Below are 17,268 nucleotides of genomic sequence, written 5' to 3'. Positions count from 1 at the left end.
TTAATTCTTTCTGTCTGCATTATTTTTCTTCAAAGCGAGGCGGTATTCTGCAAGTATGATTTTAACATCATCCTTCATCTTATTTGCCAGCTCTGCTATATCTGAACTATCGTAACCATAAAGCACCCCATAATCTTCATCATCATCACGGCCTCGCAAGCTTCTATCTTTGTCTATTATAAAAATATAAGGAGAACCACCATCCTGAGATAATGTATAGGAGGAGTTTAAGCTTTCAAATGTATTATTAATGTTCTCTTGTGTGGTTTTAATAAAATACCAATTAGACAGATCTGTAAGCAAACTCATCTCATCTAAAACACTTTTAAGTTCTGCATCATCTATACCTTCAGGAACCAAATAAACAAACTGAAAATCATTAAATTCTCTAAATGACTTAAATATTTTCTGGTTAAGATTAAAAAGATCTCCACCATCACGCTCTATAGTAGTTCCTAGAAAACCAAGAACCGTTATTTTATCCTGTAATTTTACTTCGTTAGTAAAGTTTAATTCAGGTATATCTTTTTCTATAATGGGAAGTTTTGCAAAGTTATGTATCCCGGATGCGAAAAAAAGATAGGCTACAATAGGCAATATAAATAAAACACCTAATACCAAAAATTTCTTCATAACACAGCTGCTTTAGTTAGCATTTATTAATGACTGTAAAGTTAAGCTACAGAACGTTCTCCTTAAAAATAAGGCATAAAAAAAGACGGTATATACCGTCTTTTTTTATGCCTTATTTTTGAAATTCTTAGAAATCCCAACTTTGATATTCGCTATTATACACGCCGTAGATATAATCACCTTCGGTAAGTAAAATAAAAACTAGATAACAAACAAGAAAAATACCCGTCCAAACTACAGCTCTTCTCAAACCTTTAGCTTCATGCTCCATGTGCATAAACGCCCAAGTGATTAAATAGGCTTTATATAGTGTTAATATTATAAATATCCAGTTCAATAAACGCATTCTTAGAAACATTGTTTCTATTAAGAATTCTGGTCGTATAATACCTAAAATTACTTCTGCAATTGTTACAACAGATAAAATCCCAAAAACTGACCAAATTCTTTTGGTAGCTGATTCATTATGTCCTGTATCGTGTGCCATTATATATATTTTATTTATTCCGCGGAAGCGAAACGCTTTTTATGATTAAACCAGATAGAAAAAGGTAAATACAAATACCCATACTAAATCAACAAAGTGCCAGTAAAGACCCACTTTCTCAACCATCTCATAACTACCTCTACGCTCGTAAGTGCCTAAAATAACATTTATGAAGATAATGATGTTTATAATAACCCCAGAGAGTACATGAAAACCGTGAAACCCTGTAATAAAGAAAAAGAAGTCTGCAAAAAGCGGAGGCCCGTATTCATTATGATACAAATTAGCACCTTGAACAACTCCTATCGCATCACGCTCTAAACGCTCTAAAGATTCTTCTCTAGATAAGATAGTCTTTTCGTTAGATTCGGTAAGAATTTCAGTACGTATTAGCAAATCTGGATTGGCTTTAAAACCTTCAACAATCTCTGCTAAGTCATATTCTGCCATAGTTCCTTCAGACTCATACCACAATGCATCACTTTTAGTTAGCATAGCACGATCTGTAGGTATGTCTGCCGCAAATGACTCTAATGCCACCTGCTCCCCTTCAGCGTTAACAAATTGTAAAATACGACCTGCTTTTGTTTCTACAGCACCGTACTCACCAGAAATAAAGTTTGCCCACTCCCAGGCTTGAGAGCCTACGAAGATCACACCTCCAATTATGGTAAAAAACATATACCATATTACACTATTCTTCTTCATGTGATGACCAGCATCAACGGCAAGAACCATAGTAACTGATGAGAAAATAAGAATAAACGTCATTAACGCCACGTAATACATAGGTGCATCAACACCATGTAAAAATGGAAAGTGAGTAAACACTTCGTCGGCTATAGGCCATTCGTCCATGTATTTAAATCTCGAAAATCCGTAAGCGGCAAGGAATGCGGAGAAAGTAAGTGCATCAGAAAGGATGAAAAACCACATCATCATTTTTCCGTAACTAGCTTTAAGAGGGTTAGTATCACCTCCCCAAGTTTTGCCTTCTGTGCCTGTTCTAACAGCAGTAGCGTCCATATTTTAATATCAATTTATAAGCGTTGCAAAAATAGGTATTTTAAAAATGCTTTTCAAAGCAATAATCGGTATTTATAACCATTCAAAAAAACGATTTTTTAAAGAATTCTTAGCATTTTAAAAGAACTCTTTTATTTTATAAGATCGTCTGCAAACAAAAAGAACAGAAACAAGTAAACCCAAAGTACATCTACAAAGTGCCAGAAAGTGGCACCCAGCTCAAAGCCAAGTGATTGCTCCTTAGAATATTTGCCTCGTAATTGCTGAATAACTACTACTAATAAAACTGCTATACCGGCCACTACGTGAACTATGTGTGTAATTACAAATGCATATATAAATGAAGTTGTAACTGTACTTTCACTACCGGTAAAAAAATATCCGCTTGCGATTATCTCATCAAAACCTTTAAACTGAAGCACCACAAAGGCAATACCAAGACCTAGTGTCGCTAACAAAGACAAAGTACCCAGTTGTTTTTTATTTTGAAATATCGCCCATTTTGCAACAAACATAGATAGGCTACTTAGTATAATAATACCCGTACTTAAATAAAATGCTTGTGGTAATTCAAAATTAGAAAGCCAGTCTCTGCGCTCACTACTTACGATGTAAGCACTAGTAAGACCTGCAAACATCATTGAAAGGCTAATGATACCAAACCACAGCATCATTTTTTTTGACCTCTTTAATTTAACCGCTTCTGATTGTGATGTATATTCCATTATCTCAAAAATTTATCAGCAACATATATAATCTGTATCAACGTTATATAGCTTACACTAGAAAGCATCAAACGCTTTGCAGTAACATTATTTTTAAACCTGTATAGCCGTATTGCATAATACAACAAGCCTAAACCGCAAATTCCTACTAGAACCGCAGAAACCGGCGTTAAATACAATCTCCCTGTAACTCCAAAAACAGGAATCAAAGAAACTAGAACTGTCCATATTGTGTATAAAATCACCTGTACTGCTGTGCCGCGATCACGCTCACCTGTTGGAAGCATAAAAAATCCTCCTTTTTTATAATCGTCATATAGAAACCAACCTATAGCCCAGAAATGAGGAAATTGCCAAAAAAACTGAACCATAAACAAGGTACCTGCCTCTATGCCAAAATTACCTGTAGCAGCAACCCAGCCCATCATAAATGGAATTGCACCGGGAAAAGCACCTACAAAAACAGACAAAGGAGTTTTAGTCTTTAAAGGCGTATAGACACATACATATAGAAAAATTGACACTCCGCCAAAAACCGCTGTAATAGGATTTATAATATATAAAGTAAGTAATCCTAAAATGGTAAATGTAGTTGCTATAATTAAAGCAGTACGTACAGTCATTCTTCCCGCAGGAATAGGTCTGTTTTTTGTACGATCCATCAAGGCATCGAGATCACGCTCTATAATTTGATTATAAGCATTTGAAGCACCTACCATTAAATACCCTCCAATTGCAAGAAGAACTATAGTTAACCAATCTAAGGTAAAGGCCCCTAACAGATAACCAGCCATACTAGAGAAAACCACACTAATAGCCAGACGCATCTTAGTGATTTCTTTAAAATCTATCCAGATAGATACAGGTGCAGTATGGGTTTTTGCGAGGCTCAAATGCGTGTTATTCAAGGGCTTTAAAAAGTCGTGCAAAGATACTGCACGCCCGCCTTCTATACAACCTATTCAAAGGTTAATACGCACTATAGATTTATGGGTATTTAAGTAATAGACAAATACTGAAATCAAATATCAAATAACATCTATTAGCACAAATCGTTCTACCACTAACTATCAGCAACTTAAAAACACAGAATGATTATTCTAAAGTAGAACTTAAGCTAAATCTGCTTTTGAGTTCAGTTTATATGTTAATTGGAGTTGGTAGAAATATCAGTATTTCTTCAGATCACGGATATTTTTTATGATAGCAGATGCAATTGCCCAATTCTCACAGGGAATAAAAGAACCATTAATTAAGTCAAAATTATTTTCATTAATGACACTTCAATTACAGGATTACGTATTCGCAACACCTTTTATGACACTTTGACGACTAAAATTGAACTACTCCAATTCTACAGAATCATAAACCTGTACACGCTCCCAAAGACTAGAAGATTCTTCAATAAACTTGAGATGCACGGGTTCATTCTGGTAGTTATTTTGAACCTCTTTAGACGGAAACGTTAGAATTATTGAATAGGTCCAGCTGTTATCAACCACATCACGGGGAGTTTTAGCAGGAACTCCTATAAATTTTGTCTTTGCGTATTCACTTGTAGCTAAGAATTTTTTTAATGATATTTCAAATGCTTTTCGATCTTCTACATTTTCAGGGTTTTTAAGCCAGAAATAAACCACGTGAGCAAAGTTAGAATCAAACTCCGCCCCTTTTAAAACTTCTTCTTTACATGAATTTGACATAAGTAATAGTAATGTTAATCCTAAAATAAAATGTGCTTTCATATTTCTAATAATCAAAGTACCAATTAAATAAATCTGTTCGAATTCCAAAATTAACCCAAAGTGTTTTTTCTGTAAAATTTACAGGGTCAGTCTGATCTATTTTGTGATCTCTAAACAGAACATTTGTGTAAATTTTTAAATTTGTAGATGGGTTAATTAAATAACCTAACTCAACATTTGCAAGAAGCGTTTGTGCTTTATTACCCTGACCTATCTCAATACCCAACTCACTAGGAACATTCTCATCATTACCATAAATACTACCACCATAATAGGTGGCATTAATATCACCCACTTCAAAGCCTCGCTCGCCGTAAATGAGTTTTGCAGTACCATACCATCTATCATTCTCATAGCGTGCGATACCTATAAGTTCTCTAAAGTTTGCACCCCATAAGTGCGCCATAGATTGATTGTTATGCCCATAATTGAGCACAATTTCATTATTTGAATATACATAAGGACGCACCTGATTAAACTCAAACTGAAGCTGAAGATTATCTATTTTAAAAGCATCATAATATTTAAAGCCTATCTGAACACCTTGTTTATTCTTAAAACTTTTTGTGTTATTAAAAACCGCTGATGTTGAAAATTCATCAATAACAACCTGCGCATAAGCGTTAAAGTTATCACTAAATTTATATTTTGCACTCAATCCTATTAAAGCATTTCCCCCTCTAGAACCAGTTGAAAACTCAATTGCCCTATAAAAAATAACCGGATTTAAATAGTTAAGATCAAAACCCCTGTCGTTATCATTGGTCCAAATTACGTTTTCAAATAACCCAATATTCAAACGTTTTGTAGCATTAAAACTTAAATAGTGATTTGCCATAAATTTGGTCTTAAATGATCCATCAGCAACAACTTCTGGTCGCACATCACGTAAAGACATCCAGGTGTTTGAATATTTAAATTTCCAAAATGTAGTATTTAGCTTAAAAAATGGATATGGACTCGCATTATCACTCTGTAAAAGCGAACGGTAACCATCACCTATAAAATTTTTACCGTGACCAAATTGAAAATTAAAATACTTATTTGGCGAATAAGACAAATAAGCTTCTGCTACCGGATAATCAAAATCATCTGTCCCAAAGTCTGCAGCTACACCTCTACCAGGAACAATCGCGGGATTACCCCCATCTGGCCTTAACGATCTTGCAAAGCGATTATAATAGCCAGCAAAGCTACCTTGACTCTCATAAAACACCGTATAAAAGTTGAGTTTACTTCCCAAACCTCCCTGAAAAACTAAAGCGCGTGTATTATTATACGTATAGCTTTGATTCTCTGAATCTGCAGTTTCAAAACCTAATTGCAAATCTGCTGCAGGATCTAAAGTAAACCAGTAACCTTCCCCCTGAAGGGTCACCATATGTTCATTCCATAATTTCCTACCGAACCATGAACTTTTTTCTTTATATAAATTTTCTTGCTTTTCCTTAAAATCATAATACGTATTTACACTAGCATATGTAAATGGCTTACTTGCCGTATGGCTATTTGTACCCACACGATTCATCTCTTGATCAAACCTGCTATAGGTTTGATGAGAAAAGGGAATATAAAGCTGTGAATCATACTCTCGGTTTTCAAAAGAATATGTTTTGATAGTATCGTATTCTGAGGTGCCTTGATCTTCAAAAGAAAGTTGCCTAACCGGTCTTGATTTAATTAAAGAAGCTTTATCAAATGGTTTTGCATTCTGATTTTTACTAAATGGAATAGGTATAGGCATACTAAACTGCATATAGGTAGGCCTGCCATTATAAGTTGCAGGTTTAACCTCTGGCAACGTTAGAAAAACACGCTCAAGTTCTTCCTTTAACTCTGTATAAACAGCCGTTACATTCAAAAGTTCAAACTTACCTTCTTTTGTCACTTCAAAGAGTACTATAAGTTCTCCAGCATAATTTTCATCTAAAACACGTTCGGGCATATTAAATTCTGAACTTACTTTAGCGATTAACGTTTCATTAAAACAGCTCTTTAAGTCTACTACCGAAAATGAATCACATTCCTTAAAAACAGGGTATTTCTCAAAGTCTCCTTTAACTAACTGTGAATAAGAAAAATTAATACTGAAAAATAAAAAGCAAAATGCTAAAAATTTAGATAGCATAGGTTGAAAAAATTTAGGATAGCGAAAGATAGTATTTTTTAGAAATCTTTAAGATAATACGTAATCTGCAAAACGCAATAATTCATAAACAAAAAAAGCCTGCACATTTTAGCACAGGCTTTCAAATAAATAAGTATTTTTCTCAATTAATTCTGCACTTTAAATTTTATGGGTTGATAATAAATAACCCGTACCTTTTTTCCCTGTTGTGTTCCCGGTTTCATTTTGGGTAATTTTTTCATAACGCGTTTAGCTTCGACTTCTAGAGCTTCATGCGGGGCGCGAGTTTGCAGATTTACAATATTACCAAATTCGTCAATAGTAAATTGTACATCTACTTTATTCATTCCGGTAAGGCCATATTGCTCTCCCAATGAAGTGTCAAAGTTCTTGCCTATAAAAGAATTTAATTTTTCCTGCAGACAAGCTTTACGCGCTGCATTAGAATCAAGCCCTTCACAACCGGGATAAATGGGAACCACTTCTACCCCCATCACATTAAATGTTTCTATTTCATTTTCAATCTCTGGTCGTAAATCATTAGGGTTTATAGACTCCTTTGAGGGATCTACAGTTTTAAGATCAGCTATCAAAAGCACTTCTGTGGTATTATCATCAACTACTTCTGGCGGTAAAAGTTTAGATACTTCAGGTAATTTCGGCAAAGGCTTCTGCTGAGATTCTTTTATAAAAGACTCATTCCAGTCTTCTATTGAAACTGTAGCTAGCTCCTTAAGAGGTTCTTTTGAGTAGCTTACAGCAGGTGACCTAATTTCAAGAACTAAAATAGCCAGAATTAAGGTAACGATAAGCCCAATCTGAAAATAGACAACACTGTTTTTTCGTAGATTTACATCGTGCTTGCTTGTTGCGTGATTTCCACTTTGCCGAGTGTAAACTTCGCGTTTTTGTGATTCTTTCATGATAAAAGTTTTAAAGATTACTATATCTTAAAACTTTAACAATAAGCTTGCCACAAAAAAAATCCCGTCTCGCTTACGCGGACGGGATTTTTGATTCTATAAGATTCAGATTAATCCTGAACCTGGAACACTATAGGGAGTGAATAAAGTACCCCTACAGCCTTACCTCGTTGTTTACCTGGAGTCATTTGCGGCAATAATTTAATTACACGCTCTGCCTCAGATTCTAATCTTGGGTGAGGACCTCGAGAACCTATATCAACTATATTTCCTTTTTGATCAATTTTAAAACGTACATAAATACGATTAACACCAGACAATCCTAATTCACTACCAAGTTCAGTATTGAATTTTCTGTTTACAAACTGGCTAATCTTTTCAGACATACATTTTTTCTTTGCATCGTTACCTTTCTCATCTTCGCAACCAGGGTAAACTGGCACGTTCTCGATAACAGCAAATGGTACATCTTCGATTACTTCTTCTTCTGCAAAAGAAACCTCTTCAACTTTTACAATCTTCTCTTCCTGATTTGTTTCAGTAGATTCGATTACAGTCTCTTCAATTTCCTTATCATCCTCAACAACCTCGATAATTTCCGGTGCTGGTGGTGGTGGCGGAGGTGGTGGTGGAGGTGGAGGTGTGTTCAATTCAGTAATCGGCACATCTTCTTCTAGAACATCGTCCATGTTTAATTGACCGATGTCTATGGCCTCTTTCTCATACGATTTCCACTCAATGGCCACATAACTCAGCCCGAGTATCAAAATAAGACCTAACTGAAAGAAGAGTACACTTCTTTTACTTAGATCTGCTTTGGGATTTTTCTTAGGTTCCATGAATCTTTAGTTATTAAGGATTGCTAATTTAAATAAAAATAGCTTCAACTCGAAATTAAAATTTTGATTTTAATTGTAAAAACTGCGATTTCATTGCAAATATCAGAATCACTCCTGTTAAAATACCAATTGAATTCGCTATTAAATCTTTAAAATCTGCTGATCTCGAGACTGTTGCTACTCCCTGAACTATCTCAATAAGCATACCATAAACAAGGGATAAACCCACGCATTTAATTAATGATTGCTTAAAATTTTTAGTTTTTGCTCCTAAAAAGAAGTATAAAAACCAAATAATCGTAAAAATAAAATACCCCAAAAGATGAATGAGTTTGTCACTATCTTTTGGTGTATTAGAAACATGCGGCATAGGCATTAAACAAATTACTGCTATAAATAGCGTGTAAATATATGCAACAGGTTTAAGAAATTTACGCACCTATTAATTCTTGATAAGCACCTGCTTCTAAGAGAGAATCTAACTCACTAGAATCTGTAAATTTTATTTTTATCATCCACCCTTTTCCGTAAGGATCTTCATTTACTGCTTCAGGCTCAGATTCTAATGCAGTATTAAATTCAACAATCTCACCGGTTAATGGCAAGAATAAATCTGAAACTGTTTTAACAGCTTCTACAGTACCAAAAACTTCTTCGCGATCAAGTGTCTCCCCTTCGGTCTCTACTTCAACATAAACGACATCACCCAGCTCTCCCTGAGCAAAATCTGTAATGCCTACGGTTGCAATATCACCTTCGATGCGTACCCACTCGTGATCTTTTGTATATTTTAAATCTGATGGTAAACTCATAACTTATATTTAATTAATTTCCGAAATTATATCTCAATGTTAAACCTGAACGTATTGTTGTTTGCGGATATGCAGTTGATATTGCATAAGTCGCAAATGAGTGATCGTAATAAAAAATCGCAGTTAGATTTTTACTCAATGCATAATCTGCTGTAAAGGTAAGACCATAAATGTCCTGTCCTGCGGTAATCTGACTATTTTCTACATCTAAATAGCGCACTACGGTCTCATTTTGTCTAAGTGATAAATCTGCCTTAAAATTTAAATCACTTTTTAAAATTGTACGCTTACCTCCCACTCGTGTGGCAAATCTAATATCTTTTAAGCGATATCCTAAACCTATTATATATTCGTTTCCGTGAATTTCTGTAAGTAAATTATTATCAAAACTTAATGATAGCGTGCGGTCTTTGCGCAATTCTGCTAGGATTTTTACTGAATTTTTCATCTCAAAATCAAGCCGTATAAGTGGCGAAAACAATTCAGTAAGGTTGATATTGGAATATAAGACCGGGTTTAGAAAATCTCCTGCCTGGTTCACCTGTGCGTCTGAAGCATCATTGTTTAATCCTCTGTCGTAGTTTAAGTTTGTTCTAAACTGATTTATAGTATAACCTGCCTGATAACCGTGATTCACTGAAAATCGCTTAAATCGTTTTTTAAACCAGTCTATCTTCATCAAACCGGTATATTTTAGATTCCAGTTTGGTAATGGAAAGCTTCTAAATGCACCCAAGGAAACATTCTCTGCAGTTCCCGGGGTGTATGCAGATAAAAACGCAGGTAACAATACTGCTTGGCTAGTTCTACTAAAACCTACCGGGTAACCGCTTGCATCTCTGGGATATTGATCATTACCATAGAACTCTTCAGCAAGTCGCTCTGCAATCACTAATCTATTAGTTCTAAACTGGTTAAAGTTAGCTGATGATTCTAGTGAACTTGAGTTGAATGCAGTTCCTATCATTAAAGTAGAAATACTATAGTTACCCAGCGTATTCCCGGTAAGACTTGTGTAATCAAGACTTGTTGGGTCTACTCTATAATTTTCATTATAAGTTTCTTGATAGATACGATTCATATTCACATCTATAGTAAGATCTTCTAAAAAACTAGTTTGTGCCTGTATATCTAACTTTCGACTTTCAACTTCACTATATTGCTCATTATATTCCTGATAAAGTGTTAACCAACCTTGTCTGGCTGCATAGTCGCGTATCTCTGCCTGACTACCAAATACAAATCCTGTAGATGGTCTTACGGTTCCTAAAAAACCGACTCCAGGAAGATAACCCGGTAAGAACGTACCATTGTTTTGCTCATAATTAACTTGAATACGCTTTATACCTGTAGCCAAATTAACAAGCGAGTTTTTAGCTTTATCACCAGCACTTAATCCGTCATCTTCAGGCTTACCAGGAGCAGCCTTGGGATTTCCTAAAGTAGGCACAGCCTGACTTCTTGCAGATCGAGTAGTTGCGCCTGTTTGCTTTTTAACTAACCCCAGAGCGTCATACAATGATTTCATATCTAATGAAGTCTGCAATGAATGCGTATTTGCATTTTGAACCGAATTTCCTAAATCTGGTATTCCTTCTAATGACTGAAGCTGGTATGAACCTCTTGTCCATTGAAAATCTGTACTATAAGAATACGTAGACTTCACAAAGTCTAAATACGGAAGCTTATCTAATGGCAAGTCATAATTAATCTGCATAGTCTGATTGTGCCTGTCTGGTGTTCCCACATCAAAAAAGCTTGTATACACCCCACCTGCATTAGGATCTAACGTGTTGTCCGGATTCAAATAATTACGAACAATTCGATTTTGATACTGCTCCAGATTTACTCTAAAGGATTTTGTAATAGGATAATTAATTGCAAAATTTCGGTCAAACTGGTAATTACGCTGTAAATATTCTGGAATAGGAAGCGAGCCTTCCGTAGCTAAAAGATCTCTAAAACGCTGCTGGCTGTATTGGCGTGTAATATTTGAAGTAACATTTACACTCGCCGGTAAATAGTTAATATTAAAATCTTTAAGAAGTTTCCAATACTTACTTACAAATAAAGAATCGTTCTTCTTAAATGGCTCGTATGCTTTTGGCTTAAAAGCAAAACCATAGGTTGCTCCTGCTCTTACATTTTTACTAACAGCCTCTTCAATCTCAAAATCTTTATGGTCTTCCTGATTGTGACTGTAGGCTAATGTAAAATTCTCTATATCCCAAGGCATTGGTTTTTTATCTCCCGTACGCTCTTTTCTAACGCCTATAAAATTTATGCTTTGTCGCTTTGTACGCTCAATGGCGATTTCTTTAATTCGGTCGCGTTCTGCTTCACTAGCGGCAGAAGCAATGCGTTGATCTAATTTAATATCTGTAAATAGCGGATCATATTGCGGTGTAATTGTTTCACCTCCGCTCGCATAATTAAAAGGAAGTTTAATGCCCCAATTTTTAGGAAGTAGCTGACCCAGGTTAACATTAGTAACCACATCATATGACTTCACATCTTCACGGCTACGTTGATTAGGACCTGCATCTATATTACCAAAACCTACTGTAGATTGTCTCGCGGTACCAGACACGGTAGCAAAATCTGCAAGGTTAGCATCTAGATTCACTACACCAGCCCAACCGCCTTGATTTTGTAATCCTGACAAACGCAATTCATTAAACCAGGCTTCTGCACATACCGTATTTTGGCCTTCGTCATTTCCGTTTTTAACACCTAGCATTAAAAGTCTCACATCTCCAAAACTAGGATTACCTTTTATACCTACTCTAACTCTTCCGGTTTCATAAGGCGTTCCTGCAGGATCAGCAATAAGATTTGCCTCATCATCAAAATAGGTGATTTCATCAACAAGCGTATTAAATTCACCCCCAAAAAACAGGGCTTTAACGCGTTGTAAAACATCTAATGATAGCTTTAAACGGTTAGCTTCAGGCCAAATTAATTCAGGGCTGGTTGTACCAAAAGCTGTAACGCTCAACGGCAACTCAATCTGGTAGAAATTTTGAGTCAAATCTGTTCCCATACGCACTATGGCAACTACTTCATTGTCCTGAACCGCAGTTTCATTTAATAAAGACTCTAAGTGTATAAACATTTCCAGATTTTCATACTGACGCATATCTAATCTAAAATTCTTATATACCGCACGGCTATCCTGAGTTTCTAAATCACAGACTTCAAGAGATAACGATTGCTCATTCTGGCGAATGTTGTTATTATTATTTATAAGCTCTTCTCTAAAAACTCCCGGTGGCAATACATATGGAATAGGATTACGGTCGTTATTTTCTTCAATATTTACTGAAGTCACCTCAAACCGAGTATTTTCTGTTGCAGGGTCTGACTCATCAGGATCTAATGTGTATAAATACCTGCGGTAATCACCACGTACTAAATCTAGCGAACCTAAACGTAAAACTGTGGGCTGCTGCCAACCACTCATAAACATTCGCATAAAACGAATAGATCTGAAGTCATTTATTCCTCCCTGCTTATTAGTTGAAGCACTTATAGGCACCTTAAACTGATACCATGTTACCGGTAACGTATTCCCATTTTGCAGGGTCACCTCAATATCACGTTGATCTACTATAAACTCGTTCTCAACATTAAGAGTAGCACGTGTAATATCTAGTTGATACTCATAATAACTATCAACCGTGTTCATTGTAAAATCACGGTTGATATCTTCGGTATCGGGTATGGTTGTAGAACCTCTATTAGTTTGAGTAACATCTACAGGTGAGTTTCCTTCCTGACCGTTATACTGTTTATAGCGATCTAAAACCGAACCCTGAGCAGCAACAAAATATTGATAATTATCTCCGGCAGGATCTTCTAAACCAGCAAAGGCTGGAAAATTTGAAGCTTCCTGATCATCATTCAAACCGTCATAACCTACATCTTGATTTGTACGCTGAGCACCTTCAGTATCAAAAGCATAAATCAAAGCTTGATTAGTAGGTACTTTCCCCCATACGGTAGGTGTTGTATTAGTCACACCACCATCCTGAGGCAATCCGTTCTCATACTGCTTACGCCCATCTTTTAATATATCTTCTGAAATATTTCCGAGATTTAACGTAAGTCTTCCTCCGGTATTTGTTGCGTTTTCAGCATAAATAAACGGATCCATTAGCCAGAATTCAATAAACTCTACGTTTGCCTGTTCAAAGTCTGTTGAAGCAAACTGTCTCATTATGCCTCCAAAATTTTGTTCGGGGTTTTCAAGAATTCCATCTTGTGCATCCAGACTATAGTTATAAGGCCCGCGCTCTTCTGGATAATAAGCCATATCTAACGTAAACAGCGCTTGTGTTGTACCCGCTACAATGTCTTGTTCAGGAAAAATCTCATCTCTAAAAACTCTACGCGTTGCATAAGTAGAAACATCTGCATCTGTAATACCATCTGGGCGCTGGTTTGTATAAAAAATAGGATCTATACTGTACCACGCAAATTTTGCTCTGCGATAACCGGTTCTTAAATCACCATTAGCAAACTCACCCCCAAAATCAACCGGTGCCGATGCCAGACTCCATTGTAACGGAGAGCTAATATCTAGTGAGGTTTGTGCTCCCTCAAAATCATCTATATAGGAGGCAGCCTGCCCTCCAAATTCTGTAGCTTTAGGCTGACCAGGCATTAAATAAGCTACTTCTCCTCTAAAAGAAACATTAGAAGGAACATCTGTATCTATATTAGGAAGTTTATTAACTAGACGTGTTAGAAAAGGAACTTCAGTCGAAAAATTAGCGTTAAAACCTAAAATGGTATTATTTATAGGCTCAAAGCTATAGGTCGCTTTCTGAGTAAGTGGGCGCTCATTAAGATTGATTAACGTACCACCCACCATAAAGTTCTCGTTAAACTGATGCTCTACATTAAGGCCCGTGAAGCGTTTAGTCTGCTGCCCAAATAATGTGTTATTTTCTGTAGAGACCTGTATAGGAATTCCTGAACCTTTAAGCGCCTGATCAAGAATTATTACTCTGCCGCGTTGATAATCTACTGAGTAGTCTAAACCTTCCTGTAAAACTCTACCGCCGGCTGTTACTGTCACAGAACCCTGCGGAACATTGAAACCTCCTATTGGAATACCTTCTTCCTGAGTTGATTTAAAAGTACCCTGTAATTGAAAAAGGTTTTTATCTGCGTTATCCTGTGCTATTGTTTTAGTAGAATTATAAAGCGAGTTATACACGTATTTACGCTGGTTAGCATTATAACTATCTGCGTTATCATAATTCTCTGTGCCGGCGTTGCGCAGCTTATTAAATAAATATTCTCCAAAAGGCTCTACCGAGGTAAAAATGATGCTACCATTACTTTGATTAACAGTTAAACCATTTACAAAATCAAAAAAACCGTCACCCCCATTTTGAGGATCACCAAAGTTGGTTAGATTATCTAAATTAAATACATTAAGTAAAGGTGTATTTTGCACATCTTCAGGAAGCGCAGGACCACCATCTGCTGCAGTAATATAATTTATAGGTGATGGTGATGTGTAAACAATATTCATTCTAAAGCCATCTGGTTGCAACTGCCCCACTCCAAGGCCGTAGATGTTTTTCATCATCAAATCCCAAATGGGCTCATTAACATCTGTAATATTACTTTTAAGCAGTTTTACGATCAAGGCTTGAGATGTTCCTCCCTGCCCCGGGGTAATTAAACTATCTAAAATCCCATCATTATTTATATCTGCACCACGTATTTGCCCATTAACATTGGCGTCAGCTCCATCGGCAATTTGATCTCCGTCAACATCCTGCCCGTTCTCATTAACCCCATCTCCATCTACATCTACATCAACAAGATCTGGAATACCATCGCCGTCTGTATCAGGATATGCACCACTTGTAGCGTCAACACCATCATTAGCAAATTCTCCAACTTGATATACCTGCCCGTTTACTGTATATTGAAAAGCAATTGCTAAAACCTCATCATTACTCAAACGTTGATTAAGCGATATATAGCCCAGCTGCGTATTTAATGTATATTCTGATGGTGTAAGTTGGCGTGCATTTTCTAAAGATGCATAGTCAGAACCATCTGAAACCTGAACCCCGCCAAAACCCTGACCTACAGTTGAAGCATCTCTAATCGCAGGCGTTAAAACAGTCTGCCCATTGCCAGAAAGACCAAAAGGGTTAAAATCGTTACTTGAGTTTCTAGGAAAACTCCCTGCCGGCAGATTAATAAAACCCGTAGGTATATTGGGCAATCCTATCTGTGTGGGAGTAGATTCTCCTATATCTTGTATCGCAACAATATTACGGGTATTTTCAAAACGCTGTGTACGGTTTGTAACCCAAACTTCAACCCGTGTAATTTGAACATTAGAATTTATAAACGGGTAGTTAGCCAGTGCTCTATTATAGTTATCTCTAAAGTATTGAGCTAAGAAATAATGCCTGTTTTCATCATATTCTAAAGCTTGTATTTCAAAATTCTGTATGGTGCCATCGCCCTGTGCCAACACCTGTTGGGTTTGACTTTGTTGTTCTGAAAAAACTCCGGTAATTGTTGTTTTTCCAAATTGAAGCTGCGTTTTAACCCCAAAAAGGCTCTGAGAACCTTGTATTAATGCACTATTAAGGGGCATACTTACATTACCTACTTCAATCTTTTGTATAATATCGTCTTCGTTAGGCGTGTACTCTAACTTTATCTGATTTTGAAAACTGAAACTTGCTTCGGTATCATAAACTGCATTTACCTGAAGCCGCGTTCCTACTTTCCCTAGCAGGCTTAAACTGATACGCTGATCAAAATCAAAACTAAAATTTGTTCGGTTTCTAGGCGAAAAACTTGGATTATCCTGCTTTGTAAACAGCCCACCAATGTCCATCTCAACACTACCGGTAGGTATAAACTCGATACTGTTTCCTCCAAAAATAGATTCAAACAAACCTGAGTTTACATAAAAATTAGGAAGTAAACTTTTTTGATCCTCTATACCTTCTTCAGTTTTACCATCTACAGCGGCAATTTTCTGCTGAAAATAGTTGCGCATTTGTTCTTTCTGAACGAGATCTTTAAACTCTTTTGGAGTCAAAATACGCGGATAATTAATGTTGTATTCGCCTACACTCTCTGTATAAATATATTTATCTGTAAGCGGGTCGTAGGTGTATTTTGAAATTATAGAATTAGGATTCTTAAGGCTAAGCTTACCAAGAGAAAAACCTGTTTTTGTAGAATCTTTAACTTCTTCTTCCTGGGCAAACAAAGACATCGAGCACAAAAAAGTGCCTGAAACTAATAGCATTTTTAAAGAAAACCAGCGTAGTTTTGTAACCAAAGTCTATTAGAGTTTTTTAAGGGCCAATTTTATAATAGTTTCAACAGTAGCATCAGGATTTTCACGTACGATTACATCGCAAACTTTTTCAGCTTGTTTACGTACAAAGCCAAGAGTCTCTAAAGCTGATAACGCTTCATCCTTATTGGTATTGCCTGTTCCCGCTGAAATTTCATCAACATCGTAAACTTTGAGAATTTTATCTTTTAAATCAAGAATTACACGCTGAGCTGTTTTAGCTCCTATTCCTTTTACACCCTGTATTGTTCTTACATCTCCCGTTGCAATTGCTTGCTTTACCTGCGTAGGATCTAATGATGACAACATCGTACGCGCAATACTTGTACCCACGCCGCTCACTGAGATTAATAATTTAAATATCTCCCTTTCTGATTTTTGAGAAAAACCATAGAGTGTATGAGCATCTTCTTTTATATGAAGATATGTGTAGAGCATAATACTCTCTCCTTCTGGCAAAAGTGAAAAGGTATGTAGTGAAATATTTACAAAATACCCAACACCCTGACAATCTATAACGACATCGGTATGGTTTTTTTCGACCAACTTGCCTTTCAAAAAAGTAATCATCCAGCTAAAAAAGTTAAGGCTTCAAATGT

Annotated in this window: 13 protein-coding genes; all 13 read right to left on the bottom strand. The window is 36.2% G+C overall.

The window, feature by feature from the left end:
* Window positions 1-633: a hypothetical protein gene (locus tag ACIGAM_RS06595; RefSeq protein WP_396510675.1), complete on the bottom strand. Its 633-nt coding sequence runs from the start codon at window positions 631-633 to the stop codon at window positions 1-3.
* A gap of 127 nt (window positions 634-760) precedes the next feature.
* The gene (locus ACIGAM_RS06590) at window positions 761-1,120 is read right to left on the bottom strand and encodes a cytochrome C oxidase subunit IV family protein (RefSeq protein ID WP_028377459.1); all 360 of its coding nucleotides are present in this window, start codon (window positions 1,118-1,120) and stop codon (window positions 761-763) included.
* A 45-nt stretch (window positions 1,121-1,165) separates the two neighbouring features.
* Window positions 1,166-2,146, bottom strand: coding sequence for a cytochrome c oxidase subunit 3 (locus ACIGAM_RS06585; protein ID WP_396510674.1), 981 nt, complete (start codon window positions 2,144-2,146; stop codon window positions 1,166-1,168).
* A gap of 131 nt (window positions 2,147-2,277) precedes the next feature.
* On the bottom strand, window positions 2,278-2,871 hold the full coding sequence (locus tag ACIGAM_RS06580) for a heme-copper oxidase subunit III (RefSeq protein WP_396510673.1): 594 nt from the start codon (window positions 2,869-2,871) through the stop codon (window positions 2,278-2,280).
* Entirely contained in the window at window positions 2,871-3,764 is an 894-nt protein-coding gene (gene cyoE / locus ACIGAM_RS06575; RefSeq protein ID WP_396510672.1) for a heme o synthase, read from the bottom strand. The genes ACIGAM_RS06580 and cyoE overlap by 1 nt, the downstream gene beginning before the upstream one ends.
* Window positions 3,765-4,214: 450 nt before the next feature.
* Window positions 4,215-4,574, bottom strand: a complete 360-nt coding sequence (locus tag ACIGAM_RS06570; protein ID WP_396510671.1) for a Dabb family protein — start codon at window positions 4,572-4,574, stop codon at window positions 4,215-4,217.
* Between the two features lie 46 nt (window positions 4,575-4,620).
* Window positions 4,621-6,744, bottom strand: coding sequence for a gliding motility protein RemB (locus ACIGAM_RS06565; RefSeq protein WP_396510670.1), 2,124 nt, complete (start codon window positions 6,742-6,744; stop codon window positions 4,621-4,623).
* 146 nt (window positions 6,745-6,890) lie between these two features.
* The gene (locus ACIGAM_RS06560; RefSeq protein ID WP_396510669.1) at window positions 6,891-7,667 is read right to left on the bottom strand and encodes an energy transducer TonB; all 777 of its coding nucleotides are present in this window, start codon (window positions 7,665-7,667) and stop codon (window positions 6,891-6,893) included.
* Between the two features lie 110 nt (window positions 7,668-7,777).
* On the bottom strand, window positions 7,778-8,506 hold the full coding sequence (locus tag ACIGAM_RS06555) for an energy transducer TonB (protein ID WP_396510668.1): 729 nt from the start codon (window positions 8,504-8,506) through the stop codon (window positions 7,778-7,780).
* Between the two features lie 55 nt (window positions 8,507-8,561).
* Window positions 8,562-8,945 carry a VanZ family protein gene (locus tag ACIGAM_RS06550; protein ID WP_396510667.1) on the bottom strand — a complete coding sequence of 128 codons (384 nt, stop codon included), beginning with the start codon at window positions 8,943-8,945 and terminating at the stop codon, window positions 8,562-8,564.
* Window positions 8,938-9,318: a glycine cleavage system protein GcvH gene (gene gcvH, locus ACIGAM_RS06545; protein ID WP_396510666.1), complete on the bottom strand. Its 381-nt coding sequence runs from the start codon at window positions 9,316-9,318 to the stop codon at window positions 8,938-8,940. Before gcvH ends, ACIGAM_RS06550 begins: the two co-directional genes overlap by 8 nt.
* Window positions 9,319-9,331: 13 nt before the next feature.
* Window positions 9,332-16,618, bottom strand: a complete 7,287-nt coding sequence (gene sprA / locus ACIGAM_RS06540) for a cell surface protein SprA (protein ID WP_396510665.1) — start codon at window positions 16,616-16,618, stop codon at window positions 9,332-9,334.
* A 39-nt stretch (window positions 16,619-16,657) separates the two neighbouring features.
* Complete coding sequence (gene ruvA, locus ACIGAM_RS06535; protein WP_396510664.1) at window positions 16,658-17,239, bottom strand: Holliday junction branch migration protein RuvA; 582 nt, start codon at window positions 17,237-17,239, stop codon at window positions 16,658-16,660.
* Window positions 17,240-17,268: the final 29 nt, after the last annotated feature.

Origin of the sequence: Leeuwenhoekiella sp. NPDC079379 (genome assembly GCF_044542075.1) — a bacterium.
Taxonomy (GTDB): domain Bacteria; phylum Bacteroidota; class Bacteroidia; order Flavobacteriales; family Flavobacteriaceae; genus Leeuwenhoekiella.
This window is presented reverse-complemented; position numbering and strand designations above follow the sequence as displayed.